This window comes from Adlercreutzia sp. (assembly GCF_056795635.1).
This window is the reverse complement of the sequence record NZ_JBQIIT010000012.1, coordinates 60,789-82,610: the sequence shown is the minus strand read 5'-3', so window position 1 is coordinate 82,610 and position 21,822 is coordinate 60,789. Positions and strand designations below refer to the sequence as shown.

Annotated in this window: 7 protein-coding genes and 1 pseudogene; 3 read left to right on the top strand and 5 right to left on the bottom strand. The window is 68.1% G+C overall.

Going from position 1 to position 21,822, the window contains the following annotated elements:
* From ACTOXK_RS08435 to ACTOXK_RS08415, 5 genes and pseudogenes are all read right to left on the bottom strand, one after another.
* Positions 1–3,629: pseudogene (locus ACTOXK_RS08435) on the bottom strand (isopeptide-forming domain-containing fimbrial protein); the annotation flags it as partial.
* A 236-nt stretch (positions 3,630–3,865) separates the two neighbouring features.
* Positions 3,866–4,195, bottom strand: coding sequence for a nucleotidyltransferase domain-containing protein (locus ACTOXK_RS08430; RefSeq protein ID WP_482278300.1), 330 nt, complete (start codon positions 4,193–4,195; stop codon positions 3,866–3,868).
* A 202-nt stretch (positions 4,196–4,397) separates the two neighbouring features.
* The gene (locus tag ACTOXK_RS08425; RefSeq protein WP_482278301.1) at positions 4,398–9,293 is read right to left on the bottom strand and encodes an isopeptide-forming domain-containing fimbrial protein; all 4,896 of its coding nucleotides are present in this window, start codon (positions 9,291–9,293) and stop codon (positions 4,398–4,400) included.
* 54 nt (positions 9,294–9,347) lie between these two features.
* On the bottom strand, positions 9,348–14,060 hold the full coding sequence (locus tag ACTOXK_RS08420; RefSeq protein ID WP_482278302.1) for a hypothetical protein: 4,713 nt from the start codon (positions 14,058–14,060) through the stop codon (positions 9,348–9,350).
* Positions 14,061–14,135: 75 nt separating this feature from the next.
* Positions 14,136–19,247, bottom strand: coding sequence for a hypothetical protein (locus tag ACTOXK_RS08415; protein ID WP_482278303.1), 5,112 nt, complete (start codon positions 19,245–19,247; stop codon positions 14,136–14,138).
* Positions 19,248–19,814: 567 nt separating this feature from the next.
* Here ACTOXK_RS08415 and rimP point away from each other — a divergent pair.
* Genes rimP through rnpM form a run of 3 tightly spaced genes read left to right on the top strand, consistent with a single transcriptional unit; the run spans position 19,815 to position 21,821 of the window.
* Positions 19,815–20,285 (top strand): ribosome maturation factor RimP, encoded by a 471-nt coding sequence (gene rimP / locus ACTOXK_RS08410; protein WP_135971719.1) that lies wholly within the window; start codon positions 19,815–19,817, stop codon positions 20,283–20,285.
* Between the two features lie 19 nt (positions 20,286–20,304).
* Entirely contained in the window at positions 20,305–21,504 is a 1,200-nt protein-coding gene (nusA, locus tag ACTOXK_RS08405; protein ID WP_482278304.1) for a transcription termination factor NusA, read from the top strand.
* A gap of 26 nt (positions 21,505–21,530) precedes the next feature.
* Complete coding sequence (gene rnpM, locus ACTOXK_RS08400; protein ID WP_482278305.1) at positions 21,531–21,821, top strand: RNase P modulator RnpM; 291 nt, start codon at positions 21,531–21,533, stop codon at positions 21,819–21,821.
* Position 21,822 lies beyond the last annotated feature (1 nt).

Genomic DNA, 21,822 nt, shown 5'->3' with positions numbered 1-21,822 from the left:
TTGCCCAGGTCCACGGCGTCGGCATCGGAGAAGTCGAGGCCGGCGGCCACGGTGCACTCGAAGGTGAGCGTGGCGCTCGCGCCGCCCCAGACGGTGCCCGCAGGCACGGTGAGGGTGCGCCGGCCGTCAGCGCCCGGCTCCGAGAGGGAGAACCGCCCCGCGTCCGCGGCGGTCACGGCGTCGGCCCGCTTGAGGCTCTTCTCCGCGAGGCCGTCCCGCGGGTTGTCCAGCTCCATCGTGGCCTCGTCCAACTCCAGGCAGGCCGGCAGGGGATCGGTCAGCACCACCTGGGTCCAGGCCGAGCCCGCGGCTCCGTTGGAAGCCGTCACGGTGTAGAGGACGCGGTCCCCGGGCTGGGTGGGGCCGTCCGGGTGCGTGAGGTTCTCGGCCTTCTTCGACAGCGTCGGGGCCGGGGCGATCTTCGCATCGGGCTTCACGGTGACATCGTACTTGAACGTGGTGCCCGTGTAGGCGCCGTTGGGCTCCTGCTTCACGACGAGGGTCGTCTTCCCGACGTTCTCGGGATCGATATAGAGCGTCGTGGTGCCGTCCTCGTTGGGTACCGCCGTGGCCTCGATGATGTCGCCGTCGGCGGTCTCCACGGTGATCTTGCCGGATGAGGGCGTCTCCACGACCAAGGTGACGCGGCCCGGGTTGGGCGTGCCCTCCTCGTGCTCCTGGTACGTGGCCTCGATGGTTCCCTCGTAGGTCTTGTCGCCCGGCTTGGTCGGATCGGCGTCGGGGTCATCGGGAATGGGGCCCTTGGTGATGGAGGCCGAGCCGGGGCTGCCGGGCTCAAGCTCCACCGTGGGGTTAGGGTCGATGGGCTCGATGGCCACGGTTACCTGCGGGGCATTGTCGGGATCCTCCTGGGGGTTGGTGCTGGCCAGATAGTTGGCCGGGGCGGCATCTTCCTTCCCAGGGGGCAGGTACTGCACGGAAATCACGTGCTCGCCGTTGGGGGTGGCCACGGGTACGAGGTGGTCCATGGTCGCGGGGGCGGCGGTGTAGGTGAACGTTGTGGTGTCGCCGTTGGCCGTGGCGTTCTGCTTGCCGTCCTGGGTGGCGCGACCGCGCACGGGATCGTCGCCGATGGCCCGCGTGACGGGCTTGTCGGCGAAGAGGATCTCGATGGGGTCTCCCACTTTCTGACCGTCCACGAACAGCTGGATGTAGCCCTCGGGCGCCGCGCAGGTGGCCTCGGTGGGCTTGCCCTCCGGATCCTGCTCGCCGCGCTTCACCGTGCACGTGAGCGTCAGCTCCATGCTCGACTTGTTCTGCTCGGTGCTCGCCTGGTTGTTCGCCCAGGTGGCGCTGGTGATCTTCACCTGGGAGCCGATGGGGTCGATGCGACCCCATCCGTAGGCGCGGTGCCCCCAGTAGTTCTCCTTGAAGCCCTCGGTGGTGGAGAACTGGGTGGAGGTCATGGTGAGCTTCATGGTGCCCACGTTGGTGGGGAGCTGGCCCTTGTCGTTCACCTCGGCGCCGATGGGCTTCCCGTCCTTCTCGGTGTAGAGCTGGTAGGTGTAGGTGACGGCGTCGGGGTCGGTCAGCTTCTTCTCGGAGCCGTCCTTCTCCTTGGTGAGGATGAAGTTCTTCTCGCTCAGCTCGAAGGAATTGAAGGGCTTGCCGTTGTAGTACTTGTGCATGTCCTTGAGGTAGTCCAGCTCGAATTCCACGTAGCGCTTGAGCAGGTTGGCGTCGCCGGGGTTGCGGAACAGGGGCTCGATCTCCTGAACCTTGCCGTTCTTGTTGATGTAGGAGAGGTTCACGGTGACCTGCCCCGTATCGGCCTCGGGGGGAAGCCAGAGGTAGAGGTGGCCGTCGGTGAAGCGGGCCGGCGCGCCGTAGTCCAAAGGCTCGCCGTCGATGAGCAGCTCCCAGTCGACGATGGGGTTGTTCATCTCCTCGGCCGCCAGGTCGGACACGAGGTTGATGGTGCACATGGTCACGGTGCGCGATTCGTCTACGACGAGGTTGCCCTTCTCGTCGTAGCCGTAGGAGCAGTAGGCGTAGCCGGTGCCCGTCTTGTTCTCGAACTTCGCGCCGCCCTCTGCGGTCTTCACCGAGCCGCCGGTGACGATGACGTAGCCGCCCGCGCCGCCGATGTCGACGAAACCGCCGATGCTGCGGGTGGAATCGGGCACGACGGTGCCGCCGGTGACGATGATGCGGCCCCCGTTGTTGGTGCCGCCGCAGCCCTTGCCGACGGCGTTGCCGTGCTGCAGGGCCGTGGCGTACAGGGTGCCGCCGTTGACGTAGATCTCGCCGGCGATGGGGCCGTTCACGTTGCGGGGCAGAATGGTGTCGTCGAGGATATAGGTGTTGACCTCGTGCATGCCGCCGTGGATGATGCAGCCGCCGGCCACGGCCGAGCCGTGGTAGCTGCCCGTGGCCCGCACCGTGCCGCCGTTGAAGGTGAGGCTCTCCACGCCGCCGCAGTGGCCGCCGCCGATGCCCGTGCCGCCGCCACCGTAGAACTCCGTGCCCGGCGTGAAGGGGGAGGTGTCGATGACACCGCCGTCCACGGTGATGATTCCGGAGTTCTCGAAGGCGGCTCCGCCGATGCCGGCCGCGCGGGGGCCGCCCATGGCGGTGAGCGTGCCGGGGTTCTTGCTGTCCAGGAGTTCGAGGGCGTCGTTCTTGCCCGCTTCGGCGGTAACGGTCTGCCCCAGGTTGTTCACGTAGGTGGTGTTCTCGGGAATGCGGCCGTCCTGCGGTGCGATGGGGCTGCCGTTCACGTCGATGTTGGCGACATCGTCGTCGATGACGAGGGTGGAGCCCTCGCCGCAGCGGATGCCGGCGAATTGGAAGCGGAAGAAGTCGTGTTTCGCGTCGTCGCGCTCGTTGTAGGTGTCCTGATCCCGCAGATCGGCGTTGAGGACGTTCTCGCTGCCCGAGACGAGGGTGAGGCGCAGGCTCGTGCGGTTCGCGATGCTGCCGCCGTCGGTCTCCTGGGCGCTGGGAACGCCGCCGGCCGAGACCGAGGGGGTGGAGTTGGTCGCGATGTTCAGCGGGGCGAAGCTGTGGATGTTCACGCCGTCGAAGGCGAGGTTCGCGTGAACGCCCTTCTCGATGCGGATGCCCATGGCGGAGGGCGCGTCGGGATCGGTGTTGCGAATGGTGAGGGGCTCGTCGGACAGGATAACGAGAGAGGAGAGGGAGTCGGTGACGTCCTGGTGGGCATTGGTTTGCTGCGAGCCGAGGGGCTGACCGCCATTGCCCTTGACGGCGGCACGGGTGTAGGTCACCTCTTCGACGCGCCAATCGGTGCCTTGAGTGCCGCCGAGAATGAGGAAGTCGCCCGCCGCCGTCGCAGAGGACCAGTTGAGGGATGCCGAGGTTTTCGCCGGGGGGCTTGCCGGGGCCGAGAGGGCGGCGGCGATGGCCGCGGCGACCGTCTCGGTGTCCTCCCGGGCAGCGTCGGCCTCGACGGCGCCCGGCGCGATGCCGGTTTCCTCAGGAGAGTTGGCAGGTGCCGGATCCTCCTGCGGGAAGGAGGTCAATGCTTCGGGGGGGGGGTACTCGCTGCCCGTATCGCCCAGGGCAGGAGCGGGCAGCATGAGTCCGCAGGCCAGGACGGCGGCCAGGGCGGCGCGGGTAAACGTGCCCAGCGGGTTCGCCTTCATATCGTGCTCCTTCTCTCGGTGCAAAGAGGCATCGCGATGCGTGGGACCAGGGTACGCAAAGCGTTGCCGATCTGTCAGCATACTGAAGCCGAGTGTACACCTTCGGCCACGGTGCCGCAAGGAAAAGAGCCTCCGAAAAGGGCGAAGCCGCCCGAGGGCGGCTTCGCGGAGGTGCGGGATGGGTGCGAGATGGGAATACTTAGGGAAGCGTGATCAAAATATGATCGCAGTTGTTGTCAGCCATAAACTTTCACCCCTTCGCGGAACACGGTGTACTCGATGTGGGCCATATCGTCGCGACGGCTTGCAAACCGCTCCTTCGAGCTGAGGAGAATGTCTTTGGGCATGCCCATCCAGAGCAGGGCACGGCCGACGCGGCTCGTGCGAGCGAAGCGACCCTCTTCGTCGTCCTTAGTGACAATGTACAAGTCGAGGTCACTGCTGCAGCTCTCCTCGCCGCGGGCATAGGAGCCGAACACGTACACCGCCTCGGTTGGCACGGTATCGACGATGCTGGAGACCACACGCTCAAGATAACGAGCGGGAAGATTGATCTTCTGCGTCATGGTGCGGCTCCTTTCTTATCGGTTCCATTATACCAACGGCTCGGGCCGTTGGCGACTGTGGATGGGTTTTGGCGGGGCGTCGTCGCGAAGGCGGATAGACGGGCGAAGCCGCCCGAGGGCGGCTTCACGGAGATGCGGGTGGCTTCGCGAGGGGCATGGTGCCGGGCGGTCGCGGTGCGGGTGCCCGGCACCCGTTCCGGTTCTAGCGGGCGCGGCGCAGACGCCGGCGGGCGAGGAAGAGGGCCAGGGCCGCCGCCAGGGCGACCGCTCCGCCCAGGGCGAAGCCGGCCGCCAGGTCGTCGCCGGTTTGGGCGAGGCGCTTGAGGCGGATGGTGCTGCCCTCGTCGGGGTCGCCCTCCGCCGGCAGCACGCCGCCCTTCTCATTGGTGCCGGGCGGGTAGGCCGCCGGGCTCTCCACCTTCTCGCTCGCGCGGTCGAAGGCCTCCCAGCCTGCGGGCGGGTCGAAGGGCTCGCCGGCCGCGGGGAAGTCCCCGTCGGTATCCGGGTCCCACTGGCTCGGCAGGGTGCCCAGGGCCTGGGCCACGTTGCCGATATCGGCCCCCAGGGCCTCCTCGGTCACGAGGGCGTCGAACACGAGGGTGATCGTCTGGCCCCCGTAGAGGCGCCCGGTCGACACCGACAGGCGGCGCGTCCGGTCGTCGTAGGCGTCATCGGGCACTGTGACCTCGCTGCCGTCGGGCAGGGTCATGCGGATGCTCCCGCTCACGGGCTCCAGCCCGGCGGGCACGTCGTCGCGGATGACGGCGTCCATCCAGCCGGTGCCCGGTCCGTCGTTCGTAAGCGTCACGGTGTAGCGCACGGTGTCGCCCACGCGGGTCTTGCCGTCGGTGCTCGTGGTGTTCTCGGCGGTTTTGACCACGCTCACGTCGCCGTCGGCCGGGTCGTTGGGCAGCAGCGTGGGCGGCGTGGCGCCGGGCGTGGTTCCCTCGGGCTCTCCCTCGGGCACGGGTGCCGGATCGCCGGGCTGGGCCCCGGGGGTGCTCGGATCGCGCTCGGGATCCTCGGAGGGGGGAGTGCCGTGCACGAAGGCGACGTTCGTGTTGTCGGCCCCCGCGGCGTCGGTGCCCACGGTGCACTCGAAGGTAAGCTGGGCCTTGTGGCCGCCCCACAGGTCGCCCACAGCGACGGAGAGGGTGCGCGTGGCCTTGTCGTAGGCGGCGTCGTCCACCTTCGCAGGATCGCCCCCGTCGAGGGCCAGCTCGATGGTGCCGGCCACCAGTTCGATGCCCTTCGGTAGCGGGTCGGCGATGATGGCGTCGTAGAGGGCCGATTCGGCGCTGCCGCGGTTCGCGACCGTGACGGTGTAGCGCAGGCGGTCGCCGATGCGCGTGACCTTGGCGCTCGGGTCCGTGAGGTTCTCCACGGCCTTGGCCGTGTCGATGGTCCCCGCGTCCGGGTCGGCCGGGGCCACCGTCTCGGGGCCGGCCGGGTAGGCCGGGGGAGTGACGGGCTCCGGGCCCTCGCCGGGCTTCGCGCCCGGGTCGGGGTCCAGGTCCACGTCGGGGCCGGCCGGATCGGTCGGGTTCGGGCGCTTGCCCGCGGCCGAGGCCGCGTTGCCCAGGTCCACGGCGTCGGCATCGGAGAAGTCGAGGCCGGCGGCCACGGTGCACTCGAAGGTGAGCGTGGCGCTCGCGCCGCCCCAGACGGTGCCCGCCGGCACCGCGAGGGTGCGCCGGCCGCCGGCGCCCGGCTCCGAGAGGGAGAACCGCCCCGTGTCGGCGGCGGTCACGGCGTCGGCCCGCTTGAGGCTCTTCTCCGCGAGGCCGTCCCGCGGGTTGTCCAGCTCCACCGTGGCCTCGTCCAGCTCCATGCAGGCCGGCAGCGGATCGGTCAGCACCACCTGGGTCCAGGCCGACCCCGCCGCCCCGTTGGAGGCCGTCACGGTGTAGCGGATGCGGTCCCCGGGCTGGGTGGGGCCGTCCGGGTGCGTGAGGTTCACGGCCTTCTTGGCGAGCTTGGGGGCGGGAGCCACCTTCGGGTTCGCCTTCACGGTCACGTCCAGGTCCCACGTGGTGCCCGTATAGGCGCCGTTGGGCTTCTGCTGGATGGTCAGCTTGCCCTCGCCCACGGCCTTCGGATCCAGCACGATGGTATAGGTGCCGTCGGGGTTGCGCACCGGCTCGCCGGTCTTCTCGTCGCGGACGAAGTCGGCGTCGAACAGGCTGCCATCCTCGCCGACGATGCTGATGGGGCCGGAGGAATCGGTCTTGATGGTCAGGGTCACGCGACCGGGGTGCGGGTTGTCGTCGGTGGGCTTGTCCCAGGTGGTGGCAATGTCGCCCCCGTAGGTCTTATCGCCCGGCTTGGTGGGGTCGGCGTCGGGATCGTCGGGGGTGGGATCGGGATCCAACGTGGCCGAGGGCGGCGGCAAGGTGGGGTCGGCCCCGGGCTCGCCGGCGGCCCCGATGTCGGTCTTCGGGTCGATGGGCTCGATGGCCACGTCGGCCTTGGGGGCTTCCTCGGGATCGTCGGCGGGGTTCACGCTCTCCAGGTAGTTGGCCGGAGCGGCGCTGCCCTCAGCGGGCGGCAGGTACTGCACCGACACCACGTGCTTGCCATCGGTGGTGGCGTCCGGCACGAGGAAGTCGGCATCGGAGGGTTTGAAGGTGTAGGTGAACAGCGTGTGGCCGGCACCGTCGCCGTTCACGACGCGGTCCGCGTTCTTCTGGCCGGGCTGGGTCACGGCGCGGGAGGCCGCGCGGATGGGGTCGTCCTCCAGGGCGCGGGTGATGGGCGCGGTGGCCTTGTCCTCGAAGAGGATCTCGATGGGCTCGCCCACCTTCTTGCCGTCCATATACAGCTGCACGCGGCCCTCGGGCGGCTTGCAGCTGTCCTTGTTGGCCTTGCCGTCGGGATCCTTCTCGCCGTGGTTGATGCGGGCGGTCACGGCGAGCTCCATGTCGGAGGGGTGCTGCACGCTGCCGGCCTGGCCGTTCACCCACTTCGCCTCCACGATCTCCACCGAGGAGGTGGTGGGCTTGATCTCCCACCAGCCCGTGGCGCGGTGGCCCCAGTAGCTGACGGCGAAGTCAGAGCCGGGGGTGGCGTACTGGGTGGAGTCCATGGTGAACTTCATGACGCCCACGTCCGAGGGCATCTTGTCCACGATCTCGCTCTCGGTGCCGAGCGGGGTGCCGCCGCGCTTGTCGTAGAGCTGGTACTTGTAGCTGACGGCATCCTCGTCGGTGAGTTCCTTGCCGTCGCTCACGCGGTTGCCGTTGCTGTCGGTGACCAGGCCCGTCAGCGGCGGTTCCTGCTTGCTCAGCTCGAAGGCGCCGAAGGGGGTGCCGTCGTAGTACTTCGTGAGCTTGGCGAGGTAGTCCTCGGGCAGCTCGAAGTCGATGTAGCGCTTGAGGGTGGTGCCGCCCTGGCCGGTATCGGGGTCGCGGAACAGAGGCTCGATCTTCTGTACCGCGCCGTTCTTGTCGGTGTAGGAGAGGTTGACGGTGATCTCCTTCTCGGTGGCCGTCTTGGGAAGCCACAGGAACAGCTTCCCGTTGTTGAATCGGGCCGGGGCTCCGTAAGGATAGTCCTTGCCGCCCACCTTCAAGTTCCAGTCGGTGACGTGCTCGTCCAGGTTGCTGTCGGTGATGCCGGCCTCGGTGTTGCGCTTCGCGATCTCGCTGCCCAGGTCGATGGTGATCATGAACACCTTGTTGTCGTCGCTCTCGTCCACGATGAGGCTGCCGTCATCGCCGTGGGAGAAGCTGCCGTAGGCGTAACCGTAGGCGTCCTTGTTCTCGAACTTGGAGCCGTCCTCCACCGTTTGCACCGAGCCGCCGGTGACGATGACGTACCCGTTGCGGCCACCGATATCCACAAAGCTGGCCTCGCTCTTCGTGCTGTCGGGCAGAATGGTGCCGCCGGAGATGATGATGGCGCCATTGCGGTTGTCGGTGGCGCAGCCGTGGCCGATGGCGTTGCCGTGCACGGGGGCAATGGCGCTGATCCAACCGCCGTTGATGCGTATGATGCCGGTGCTCAGCTGGGAATCGGGGGCGCTGGCGTTGCTCTCCACCCGCCCGCTGTCAATAGAATCTTGGAAGAGGTAGGCCTGCTTGCGGCCCCACCAGCTGGTGTTGTACCAGGCGGCCAGGCCCGTGCCGATGGCAGCGCCGTGGTAGGCGCCCTGGGCAGTAATGCGGCCGCCATTGATGGTGGTGTACGTGCCGCCGCCGCCCTCGCCGGAACCGATGCCGGCGCCGACGCCGTAATGGTCGTCATCGGCGCTCGAGCCGGTTACTACGAAGCCCTTGGTGTCGATAACGCCGCCGTTGAAAGTCATGGCACCGGAATTCTCAAAGCTCGTACTGCCGATGCCGGCGGCCTGGTGCCCGGCTCGTACGGTGAGGCTGCCGGCGGTTTTGCCGCCTACCTCCTTAGTTTCCAGGAGGGTGAGGCTATCGTAGCTGTTGTAGGCGGCAGTGCGCTGGATTCCCTCGTTGTCTACGAACGTGGTGCCGGCGGGAATACGGCCGTCCTGGGGTGTGATGGGATTGCCGCTGGTATCGACGTTGCGCACCGCATCGTCGATGACGAGATGAGTGCCCTCGCCGCAGTGGATGCCGGGGGAGTAGCCGCCGGGAGTGCCTTGAAGCGTGTTGGTCGAGTTGTCCTTCAGCGTGATATGAAGGCTCGTCTCGGGGGAGATAGTTTCACCGGCGGCGTTGCGGTTGCGTTCGATATGGACGGGAACGTCCGAGTTGATGTTCACGTTATCGAAGGTGAGGTCGGCCTGGGTGCCGGGGGCAATCCAGATGGTGCCATCTGTGGGAGCGCCCGAGGTAGAGAGGGTCAGGGGCGTATCGGAGCAGATGACGAGCTTCTTGAGATGCGAAGTCAGGGGCCCTGTCGAGGCGGCCGGGTTGCCGTTGGCCGGGTGCTCGCGTACGTAATCGACGTTCTCGTAATAGTAGTCGACGCCCTCGGTGCCGCCAGTGACGGTGATGGCGCAGGCGTCGGCGGGGTGGGTGTACCCGTCGGGCACCGCCGCCAGGGCCGGCACGGGCGTCATGAGCCCGCAGGCGAGCACGGCGGCCAGGGCCGCTCGCAGGGGTCTCAGGGCTTTTCTCGTCATAATTGCTCCTTTTATGTCGAGGGGCGCGGCCCGGATGGGACGCCCCGCAGGGACTTATCGGCTGCGGCGCAGGCGCCGGCGGCTGAGGAAGAGGGCGATGGCCGCCGTCATGGCGAGACCTGCGCCGAGGAGGAAACCGGCCGCCAGATCGTCGCCGGTCTGGGCGAGGCGCTTGGCCCGGATCGTGGTGCTCTCATCGGGCCCGTCCTCGGCCGGCAACACGCCGCCGTCCTTATCGGTGCCGGGGGCGTAGGCGGTGGGGCTTACCACGCGCTCGCTCTCGCGCTCGAAGGACGACCAGCCCGCTGGCGGGTCGAAGGGCTGTCCCGGCTCGGGGTGCGTCCCGTCCGGATCCCAGGCTGAGGGCGGCACGCCCAGGGCCACGGCCGTGTTGCCGATATCGGCCCCCAGGGCCTCCTCGGTCACCAGCGCGTCGAAGACGAGCGTGACCGCCTGGCCGCCGTAGAGGTGCCCCGCGGCCACGGCCAGGATGCGGGTCCGGTCGTTGTAGGCGTCGTCGGACACCTCGACCTCGCTGCCGTCGGCCAAGGTCATCCGGATGCTCTCGCTCACCGGCTCCAGCCCTGCGGGCACGTCGTCGCGGATAACGGCGTCCATCCAACTGGTGGCCGGGCCGTCGTTCTTAAGCGTCACGGTGTAGCGCACGACGTCGCCCACGGAGGTCTTCCCGTCGTCGCGGGTGGTGTTCTCGGCCTCCTTGGCCACGGTGATGTCGCCCTCGGCGGGATCGGTGCCCACGAGGACGGGCGGCTCTACCGGCTCGGTGCCTTCGGTTGGCTCGTCGGCCGGGGGCGCGGTCGGCTTTCCCGGCTCGGGGTTGGAAGGCACGCTGTCGGGCCCGATTGAGGGCACGGTGCCATGGGTGAAGGCCACGTTGGCGTTGTCGGCGCCCAGGGCGTCGGCGCCGACGGTCACCTCGAAGGTGAGCCGCGCTTCCTCGCCGCCCCATAGATCGCCTGCGGTCACCGCGATGGTGCGGGAGGCCCTGTCGTAGGCGCTGTCGTCCACGGCGATCTCGCGGCCGTCGGAGAGGGTCAGCTTGAGCGACCTCGCCACGGGTTCCATACCCATCGGCAGCGGGTCGGCGATGACGGCGGCGATGAGACAGCTATTCGCGGCGCCGGTATTCTTGAGGGACACGGTGTAGCGCAGCACGTCGCCGGGCTTCGTCACCTTGGCGTCGGGGTTCGCGACGTTCTCCACCGTCTTGGACAGCGTGGTGGAGGGGTCGGCCGGCACCACCGTGGCCGGTCCGGCCGGCAGCGCCGGATCGGAGGGATCGGGGTTCTCGGGCAGCTCCTGGCTCGGCTTGTCCGGGTCGGGGCGCGCGCCCGTGGCACTGGCGATGTTCGCGAGATCGGAGGCGATGTCGCGCCCGGCGGCATCGGCGCTCACGGTGCACTCGAAGGTGAGGGTCGCCTCGCCTTCGCCGTAGACCGCGCCGGCGGGCGCCGTGAGGGTGCGCTTGCCGTCCGCGTCGGCGGCTTCCAGCCTGTACTCGCCGAGCTTCGGGGTGCCGGTGGTGCTCGCGATCTTCTTATCGAAGCCCTGCGAGGGATTGGCTAGGCGCACGGTGGCCTCGTCCAGCTCCAGACAGCCCGGCAGGGGATCGGCCAGCACCACGTCGTTCCAGGCGGAGCCCGCGGCGCTGTTCGCGGCCTTCACGGTGTAGCGGATGCGGTCGCCGGGCTGGGTGGGGCCGTTCGGGTGCGTGAGGTTCTCGGCCACCTTGGTCACGGCCGTCTCGGGAGCGATCTGCGGGTTCGGCTTCACGGTCACGTCGAACTCGAACACGGTGCCGGTGTAGGCGCCGTTGGGGGCCTGGCTCACGGTGAGCTTCGTGTCGCCGATGGCCTCCGGATCCACGACCAGGGTGATCTTGCCATCGGCGTCGCGCACGGGGTTGCCCTCGTCGTCCCGCACCACGTCGGCCTCGATGATGCGGCCGTCCTCGGTGGTCACGGTGATGGGGCCGGAAGAGGGGGTGTCCAGCTTCAGGGTCACGCGGCCGGGGTTCGGCTCGTCCTCGCCGTGCTCCTGGTAGGTGGCCTCGATGGTGCCGGTATACACCGTGGTGTTCGGCTTGGAGGGGTCGGCGGGCTTCGGGTCGAGATCCACCTCGATCTCGGTGCCGGCGGGGTTGGAGGGATCGTCGGGGGTGATCGACGGCTTCGGGTCGATGGGGTTGATGGCCACGGTATCGCTCGGGGCCTGCTCCGGATCCTCGGCGGGGTTCACGCTCTCCAGGTAGTTGGCCGGGGCCGCGTCGCCGCTCTTCGGCGGCAGGTACTGCACCGACACCTCGTGCTTGCCGTCGCTGGTGGCATCCGGCACGAGGAAGTCGGCGTCGGCGGGCTTGAACACGTAGGTGAAATCGGTGTAATGGCCGGTGGTGTCGTCGCCCTTGCGCTCGGCGTTCTTCTTGCCCGCTTCGGTGGCCGCCCGGGTAGTGGCGGGCTTGTCCTCGAAGAGGATCTCGATGGGCTCTCCCACGGCCTCGCCGTCCACGAACAGCTGCACGTAGCCCTCCGGTGCGGCGCAGGTGGGCTTGGTTGCCACGCCGGCCGGGTCGGTCTTGCCACGGCTGATCTGGGCGTTCACGCGAAGCTCCTTGTCGGAGTCGTGGTGCTCGGAGCCGGGGGCGGCATCTTCCACCCACTGGGCATCCACGAGGGCCACGGCGGAGTTCGTGGGCTCGATGACGCACCAGCCCGTGGCTCGGTGGCCCCAGTAACTCTCCTTGAAGCCCGTGGTGTTCGAGAACTCCGTAGAGGTCATGGTGAACTTCATGGTGCCCACATCCGTGGGCATAGTCTTGCCGCTGTCCACCTCGGGCCCGATGGCCTGGGGCTCGGCGTCGCCGCCGGGCAGGCGGTCGAACAGCTGGTATTTGTAGGTGACGGCGTCGCCGTCGGTGAGCTCGCGGTAGATCGGTTTGCCCGTGTCCGGGTCCTTGCCGATCTCCTCCAGGGTGGGCAGGGTGTTGTCAGCATCGATGGTGTAGGCCTTGAACTCCTTGCCGTCGTAGTACTTCCTCAGTTTGTCCAGGTATTCCTGGGGCAGCTCGAAGTCGGCGTAGCGGCGCAGCTTGCCGTCGGTTCCGGTTCCCGGCGGTCGGAACAGCGGCAGGGGAGTGATCTCGGTGGGCTTGCCGTTCTCGTCCAGCTTGTCGGTATTCAGATAGGTGAAGTCGACGGTGACCTCGCTGTTTTGGATGACCTGCTCGGGCAGCCACAGGTACAGGTGGCCCTTGTCGAACTCGGCCGGGGCGCCGTAGTCGTACTCCTTGCCATCTACCTTCAGCTGCCAGTCGGTGAGCGCGTAGGCTTTGGTTCCCACGTCGCTCGTGAGATCGATCTCCACCATCTTGATGGGCTCGCCCCGGTCGTTGGTGGCGGTGCCGTCGAAGATGAAGGAGCCCACTCCCAGGCTGTTGCCGATAGAGCCACCGGTGATGGTCACCTTGGCGCCGGGAGCCCCGATGTCGGCGGGGTCGAAGGCTCGGCCGCCGGTGGGCAGGAGCGTGCCGCCCGTGAGGATGATCTCGTACTCGGAGCTGTCGTCTCCCTCGCAGCCGGTGCCGAAGCCGCGGCCGTGGGCGCCGCCGGTGGAGATGACGTAGCCTCCGTTGATGCGGATGTTGCCGGTCTTCGCTTTCACCGGGCCGCCCCCGATGCCTGGGCCGTGGTAGGCGCCCTGGGCGGTGACGCGGCCTCCGTTAATGGTAATCCACTCGTTAAGACCGGTGCCGTCGGCGCCTGCGGGGCCCGCCGACCCTATGCCGGCCGCCCAGTCGTGAGTGCCCGATCCCGCGCCGCTGTTGCGGCCCCCGATGGCGGTGATGACTCCTCCGTTGATGGTGATGTTGCCGCCCGCCTCGCCATAGGGAGAGCCGATGGCCGCCCCCATGCCGTTGCCGACGTGCTCAGCATGCAGCTCGCCGGGGTCGGCGCCGTCCATCTTCGTGAGCGGGTCGCCCACCTGTACCTCCGTACCGTTCTCGAGGTGATAGGGCTCAAGGGCGGCGGGGTCGTCAGGGTCGAGGTCAGGATTTTTCGGCATGAGGCCCTCGGCGGGGGTGATGAGGGTGCCCTTGTCCGTGCGATTGGCCACGGCGTCATCGATGGAGAGGGACGATCCAGTGCCGCAATGAAGCACGGCGCGATTGTCCGTGGAAGAATCGCCGGCGGGGTAATTGGCCTGGAAGATGTTCTTCGTCCCGTCGGCGAGCACCAAGGAGCAGGAGGCTCCCGTTTCCAGATCGAGGGGCTCCTTCCCGAGGATCCCGACGCCGGCCAAAGTGATGCGCGCATCGCGCTCGGCGGGAATGAAGATGCCTACCGCCGATTTCGTCGCTGGCCAGCCTTCGGAATCGGTGGTCTGGTCGGTGTTCTGGATAGCGAAGGGCTCGTCGGTGTTCACTGTGAGGGTCTTCGCTGCCTCGTTGTAGACGAAGTCACCGGCGGTCACGCTGCCGCCGTCCACGCCCCAGATGGTGAAGTCGGCGATGGTGAACGAACCGGACCCCGGGGCAACCCTCGTAGGCGCTGTCGCAGCGAGCGGGGCTGCTCCGACCCCTTCTTCGGCGGCAAGGGTCGCGGCGCTCTCAGCCAAAGCGGCTGTGGCCGACGCGGCGGCTTCTCCGGCCGTAGGGCCGGCGGCCAGGGCACCCGTAGGAAGCATGAGGCCGCAAGCGAGCACGGCGGCCAGGGCCGCTCGCAGGGGTTTCAGGGCTTTTCTCGTCATGACGGCTCCTTCGGTGGGTAGAGCGACGGGCTGCCGCCGAATCCGTGGTGGTCGGCGGCAGCCCCGAGGGAACGTTTAGCGGGTGCGGCGCAGGCGGCGGCGAGCGAGGAGGAGGGCAAGGGCCGCCACGAGGGCCGCCCCGGCCCCGAGGGCGAAGCCGGCCGCCAGGTCATCGCCGGTCTGGGCGAGGCGCTTGAGGCGGATGGTACTGCCCTCGTCGGGATCGCTCTCAGCCGGGATCACGCCGCCCTTCTCATTGGTGCCGGGCGGGTAGGCAGCCGCGGATTCAACGCGCTCGCTCTCGCGGTCGAAGGCCTCCCAGCCCGCCGGCGGGTCGAAGGGCTCGCCGGCCGCGGGGAACTCCCCGTCGGTGTCGGGGTCCCACTGGCTCGGCAGGGTGCCGAGGGCCACGGCCACGTTGCCGATGTCGGCCCCCACGGCCTCCTCGGTCACGAGGGCGTCGAAGGTCAGCACGATCTCCTGGCCCCCGTAGAGGCGCCCGGCCGACACCGACAGGCGCCGCGTCTTGTCGTCGTAGGCGTCGTCGGATACCTCGATCTCGCTGCCGTCGGGCAGCGTCATGCGTATGCTCCCGCTTACGGGCTCCAGCCCTGCGGGCACGTCGTCGCGGATGACGGCGTCCATCCAGCCGGTGCCGGGGCCGTCGTTCGCGAGCACGATGCGGTAGCGCACGGTGTCGCCCACCCGGGTCTTGCCGTCGGTGCTCGTGGTGTTCTCGGCGGTCTTGTCCACGCTCACGTCGCCGTCGTTCGGGTCGTCGGGAATGACCACGGCCGGTTCCACGGGCGGGTTGTCGGCCTGCACGGGCTCGTCCGCTTCGGGCGCGGGCGCCGGCTCGCCGGGAGTTTCCTCGGAGACGTCCACATCCGGCTTCTGGGAGGGCACGGTGCCCGTGAGAGCGGCCACGTTGCCGATGGCCGCGCCGAGGGCGTCGGCGGTCACGGTCACGTCGAAGGTGAGACGGGCCTCCTCGCCGCCCCAGAGGTTGCCGGCGTAGACGGCCACAGTGCGGGACGTGCTGTCGTAGAGATCGTCCGTCAGCTCGACGGCCTCGTCGGAGCCGGGCAGCGTCAGCCGCCAGCTGCCGGCCACGGGCTGAAGGCCCGCGGGCAGCGGGTCGGATATGACGGCGTTCACGAGGCAGCTGCCCGCATCGCCGGTGTTCTTGACGGCGATGGTGTAGCGCAGCACGTCGCCGAGGCGCGTGACCTTGGCATCGGGACTCGTCGTGTTCTCCACGGTCTTGTCCAGGGCGAGGGCTCCCGCGTCCGGATCGGCCGGGGCCACGGCATCGCCGCCCTCGGGCACAGCCGGCTTCGATTCCACCGGATCCACCGGCTGCTGGTCGCCCTTGGGGTCGGTGGGGTGGTCGCGGGTGCCCTCGGCCTCGGCGATGTTGGCCAGGGGCGCTGCCGCCTCGTCGCGGCCGGTTATGCCCTGCTTGACCGTGCACTCGAAGGTGAGAACGGCGTTCGCGGCGCCCCAGACGGTGCCGGCGGGGGCGGTGAGGGTGCGCTTGCCGTCGGCACCCGCCGTGCCGAGCCCGTACTCGCCAAGTTTGGGAGCGCTCGTGGCGGCGGAGAGCTTCTTGTTGAAGCCGTCGGCGGCATTCTTCAGGAACACGGTGTCCTCTACCAGATCAAGGCAGGCGGGTAAGTCGTCGGTGACCACCACGTTGTTCCAAGCGGAGCCGGCGGCGCTGTTCGATGCGGTGACGGTGTAGCGGATGCGATCGCCGGGCTGGGTGGGGCCGTTCGGGTGCGTGAGGTTCTCGGCGGTCTTGGCCACGGCCGGGGCTGGGGCGATGGAGGGGTCGGCCTTCACGGTCACGTCGTACTCGAAGGTGGTGCCCGTGTAGGCGCCGTTGGGCTCCTGCTTGATGACGAGCTCGGTCTTGCCCACGCCCTCGGGGTTCACGCGCACGGTGATATTGCCGTCGTCGTCGCGCACGGGATTGCCGTCTTCGTCGGTCACGACCTCGGCCTCAAGGATGGTGCCGTCGGCGGTGGTGACGGTGATGGCACCGGAAGAGGGCGTCTTGATCTTGATGTCCACGGCCCCGGGGTTCTCGTCGGCGCCGGGGGCGGGCTTCTCGTAGACGAGGTTCAGGGTGCCGTGGTAGGTCTTGTCGCCGGGCTTGGTGGGGTCGGCCCCGGGCTTGTCGGCCTCGGGCTTGTCGTAGTCGGTGTCCAGGGAGGGCTGCGACTTGTCCGGATCGGCATCGGGGTCGGCGGGCAGGTCCACGGTGGGATTCGGGTCGATGGGGTCGATGGCCACCTCGGCCTTGGGGGCGTCGTCGGGGTTGTCGGCGGGGTTCACGCTCTCCAGGTAGTTGGCCGGCGCCGCGCTGCCCAGATCGGCCACGTCCTCGTGGTCGGGCGGCAGGTACTGCACCGACACCACGTGCTTGCCGTCGGTGGTGGCGTCCGGCACGAGGAAGTCGGCGTCGGAGGGCTTGAAGGTGTAGGTGAAGTCGGTATAGGAGCCGCCCTTGCCGTTGTCCACGCGGCGGGCGTTGGGAACGGGCTTGTCGCCGTCGGCATCGCCGCTGTCGGCCCCGTCGCCGGCCGCGAGTGTTGCCACGGCGCTCGCCAAGGCCGCCCGGGTGCTCGGGGTGGCCGCATCGGGGAAGACGATCTCGATGGGGTCGCCCACCTTGGCGCCATCCATGTACAGCTGCACATAGCCCTCGGGGGCCTTGCAGGTGGGCGCGGTGGGCTTGCCGTCGGGCTGGGTGTCGGCGCGGTCGATGGTGGCGTGCAGGGCCAGCTCCAGATCGGAGTTGTGGTGCTCGCCGCCGGGGGCCTTGTCGTCGACCCACTCGGCGTTAATGAGGGACACCTTCGAGCCGATGGGCGTGATGTCGCACCAGCCGAAGGCCCGGTGGCCCCAGTAGCTCTCCTTGAACCCGGCCAGCTCCGGCTTGTCGGAGGCGGAATACTGGGTGGAGATCATGGTGAACTTCATGGTGCCCACGTCCGACGGCATATCGCTGCCCGTGCTCACCTCGGGTCCGATGGCCACGGAGGAGGGGTCGTCGGCAAAGGCGGGGCGCTTGGTGAAGCGCTGGTACTTGTAGGTGACGGCGTTCTTGTCGGTCAGCTGTTTGGGCGGCTCCTCGTCGGTGGTGATCCAGTTGTCCTTGTCGTCCAGATCGTAGGCCTTGAAGGGCTCGCCGTCGTAGTACTTCGTCAGCTTGTCGGTGTAGCTGGCGGGCAGCTCGAAATCGATGTAGCGCTTCAGGATGTCGCCCTCGCCGGGGTTGCGGAACAAGGGGTTCACCTTCTGCACCTTGCCGTTCTCGTCCAGGTAGGAGAGGGTGACCGATACCTGCTTGTCGGTGGCCGAGGGCGGCAGCCACAGGTACAGCTTGCCGTCGGTGAACTGGGTGGGGGCGCCGTACTCGTAGGGAACGCCGGCCACGGTGAGCTCCCAGTCGATGATGGCGTTGTTGCCGTCGGTGAGGGGCTTGCCGCTCTCATCCTTCTTGATGACCTCGGCCGACAGGTCGATGGCGATCATGGACACGGCGGGGTTGTCTGTGCGGTCGGTGTCCACGGGCCACACGCCGAAGGCGGAATCGTAGCTGTGATCGCCGTTGATGAAGGCCTGGAACAGTTCCTTGCTGCCGTTGACATCGCCGATGCGCACGGAGCCGCCGATGACGCTGACGGCACCGCCCTGGGCGCCGATGGCCATGGAGACGCAGGAGGTGAGGGGATCGCCGCCCTTCGCCTCGGCGCGGCTCGTGTCGGGGAGCACCGTGCCGCCGGCGATGACGATCTCGTGATCCTTGTTCCAAGAGCAGCAGCCTTGGCCGATGGCGTTGCCGTGAGCGTCGCTGTGGGGAATGATGGTGCCGCCGTTGATGTAGATGTTGCCGGCGCAGGTCTTGCTGGCGGGCTCTACCGTGTTGGGGGATCCGTTGGTCGTGGTGGGAATGCCGTTGTCCAGCGTGTCGTCGAACTGATAGGAGGTGGCCTCGGCGTTCTGCGTGTAGTGGGCCCAGGCACCGCCGCCGATGGAAGCGGCGTGGTAGGAGGTCCAGGTTTCCACGTAGCCGCCGTTGAAGGTGAGGTTGCCACCGTTGCCGCCGCCTCCGCCTCCGATGGCCGCGCCGTAGCCGTTGGTACCGTCGCCCTTGCCCCGGGCCGTGGCCGTGATAATGCCCCCGTTGAAGGTCATGTCTCCGCCGTTTTCGTACTGCACGCTGCCGATGCCGGAGACGTGGAGGTCGCCGATGACCGTGAGCTTTCCCGTAGTGAGGGTGCCGTCGGCGTCGCGCTCGGCGTTGTCCAGGAGCGACAGGCGGTCGTCGCCGTCTTTGGTGCCGGCGGTGCGGGTCACGCCGTCGTTGCCGACGAAGGTGGTGCCAGCGGGAATCTTGCCCGGGTAGTTGGCGGCGTCCATCTTGATGGGCTCGCCGGTGGCAGTGACGTTGGGGATGTGGTCGTCGATGACCAGTTCGGTGCCCTCGCCGCAGTGGATGGCCGGGGCCCAGCGGCCAGTGGTGGCGGTAATGGTGTTGTCGGAATTCTCGGCAAGGGTGATATGCAGGCGCGTTCGGGGCTCGGCAGTGGTGCCGTCATCGTTGCGGTTGCGCTCGATGTGCACGGGGATAGGGGAGTCGATGTTCACGTTATCCAACGTGATGTTCGCCTGCACGCCCGGGTTCACCCAGATGGTGACGTTCTGCGTGGCGGTGGGGAAATCGTCGGTGGTCAGCGTGAGCTCGGCCGACCCTTTGACGACGAGTTTGTTCAAGGTGTCCGTCAGTGTTTTGGTGCCGGTGCGCGCATGGCGGGTGTAGGATTCGCTTACGAACTCGAAGTCGACGCCGGGGGTGCCCCCGGTGACGGTGATGCCGAACTGATGGCGGTCAGTCGAGTCGGCCGCAGGGGCCACATCGGCGGCGGGAAGGGCGCTCGCGGGGGTGGCAAGAGCGGGGGAGGGGGCCGCATCGGCCGCAGCCGACGGGTCGTCCGGGCTTCCGTCGGGAATGACGGCCTCGCGGGGAGCCTCGGAGAATTCAGTTACGGCGTCATGGGGGGGGGTCTCGCTGTTCTCGCTACCCGCGGCCAGGGCCGCCGTGGGCATCATCAAACCCCAGGCGAGCACGGCTGCGAGGACTCCTCGCAGCAAACGTCCTTTCGGATTCGCCTTCATATCCTGCTCCTTCTCTCGGTGAGCACAGCCCCGCCCGCACTTGGATACGCGAAGCGTTGCCGATCTGTCAGCATACTGTGGCCGAGTGTACACCTTCGGCCACCTCATCGCAAGAAAAAGCCGCCATCCCAAGAGGAGCGGTCTGCCCGCCATGGATGGGGCGGCTCCCTTACTATATATAGTAGTGCGCCTACGACCAGCAGCCCCGGTGTTCCGCGCTGCGAGCGGACGGCCTCCCGCGTGCCACCGCGCCACGGCGGTGCCCGGTCTCTGGACGTCCCCCGCGCTGCGCCGCCCGCTGCCCCCCGCGCTGCGCCGCCTGCTGCCCCGTCGCCTTCCATCCTGCACCCGCTGGCGGCAGTTTTGGGCCTTGGATGGGGAAATTGCGGGCGACACTGGCCAAGGTTGGCCCGGTGTGGTATAAACAATGCACACTGCGCAAAGAGCCGCGCAGACATACTTTCGCGTTCGAGAAAGTGGGCATGTCCCGCTTTCTTTTGTTGTTAGGCCCCAAACGGCCGGCGCGAAAGCCGACAGCAGAGGCAACGGAAGGCGAAAGGAGGCCCCATGCTGACCGGTAAGGAACAGATGCTTCTGGATGCCATGGAGCCGCGCGCCGCCTCCGAGGGCGTCGAGATCGTCACCGTGGAGATCGTGGGGTCGAAGAAGGCTCCCACCATCCGCGTGTACATCGACGCGGAGGGCGGCGTGAGCTTCGACGAGCTGGCCCGCACCCAGTCGTGGATCGGCGATCTCATGGACGAGCTGGACCCGTTTCCGGGCGCCTACATGCTGGAGGTGTCCTCCCCGGGCATCGACCGGCCCCTGCGCACGGCCGAGCACTTCAACCGCTTTGCGGGGCAGACCGCCAACGTGAAGACCCGCGGGCCCATCGAGGGGCGCAGCTCGTTCACCGGCGAGCTGGCCGGCTTCTCCGACGGGGCCGTGCGCCTCATCGTGGAGGGCGAGACCGTGGCCATTCCGCACGACCAGATCAAACGAGCCCGGCTCAAGGGCTCCGTTGATTTCAGCTCTTAGGGAAAGGAAGACAGAGAAAGTGGCAAGTTCAGAGTTGATCGAGGCATTGCAGGCGCTGGCCCATGAGCGCAAGATCGACGAGTTCTACCTCATCGAGCGCTTGGAGCAGTCGCTCGCCAAGAGCTACGAGCGCATTCTCGACCTGGAGTGGGACGCGCGCGTGACCATCGACCGCCAGACCGGCAAGATCTACGTCTACGAGCTGGTGCCCGTGGGCGAGCCCGATGAGGAGACCGGCGAGTACAGCGAGTTCGAGGAACGCGACGTGACCCCGGCCGACGTGAGCCGCATCGCCGCCCAGAACGCCAAGGGCGTCATCTCCTCCCTCGTGCGCGAGGCGGGCCGCCAGTCCATCTACGACGAGTTCCGCAACCGCGTGGGCGATCTGGTGACCGGCACCGTGCTCCAGGGCACCCCCGACTTCACCATCATCAAGATCCGCGACGGCGTGGAGGCCGAGCTGCCCCACTACGACGCCAAGCGCAACCCCGGCGAGCGCAACGAGCGCCCGGCCAACGAGCACTACCGCCACAACCAGCGCCTGAAGGTGCTCATCATCGAGGTGCGCGATCCCAACGCCGACAGCCCCCGCGCCCGCGGCGAGCAGGCCCGTCCGGCCATCGTGGTGTCCCGCACCCACCCGGATCTCATCCGCCGCCTCTTCGAGATCGAGGTTCCCGAGATCTACGACGGCGTGGTGGAAGTGAAGTCCGTGGCCCGCGAGCCCGGCGCCCGCTCCAAGGTGGCCGTGGCCTCCCGCGAGCCGAACCTGGATCCGGTGGGCGCCTGCGTGGGCCCGAAGGGCTCCCGCGTGCGCATGGTGGTGGAAGAGCTGCGCAACGAGCGCGTCGACGTCATTCAGTGGGATGCCGACCCGGCCGTCTACGTGGCCAATGCCCTGTCCCCGGCTAAGGTGACCCGTGTCACCATCGACGAGGATAACAATTACGCCACGGTCATCGTGCCGGACGACCAGCTGTCCCTGGCTATCGGCAAGGAGGGCCAGAACGCCCGCCTGGCCGCCCGCCTGACCGGCTGGCACATCGACATCAAGCCCGCCAGCTTCGAGGGCGCGTCGCTGGTGGACGACGCTCTCATCGACGAGGTGGAGGAAGACGACGACTTCTGCATCTTCGTCGGCGAGGACGGCACCCGTTGCCGCAACCACGCCCGTCCGGGCAGCCAGTACTGCGGCGTGCATGCCGACGGCGACGAGTAGCCGCAAGCGGGAGAGTAGCACGACCGATGCCCATCCAGACGAACAAGCGCCAGCGCACCTGCATCAGCTGCGGAGCCACCCGGGAAAAGGGCGGCCTCTTCCGCATCGTGCGCCCGGCCGAGGGCCCCGTGGCCTTCGACGGCTCGGGCCGCCGTTCCGGCCGCGGCGCCTACGTCTGCTCGGGAGCATGCCTCGCCACCGCGAGGAAGACCAGGAAGCTTGAGCGCGCCCTGCGCTGTAAAGTGACCGATGAGGATTACGATCGCGTTCTTCGCGAGCTTGCTCTCGCCGAGGCGTCGGAACAGAATGAGGAGTGAT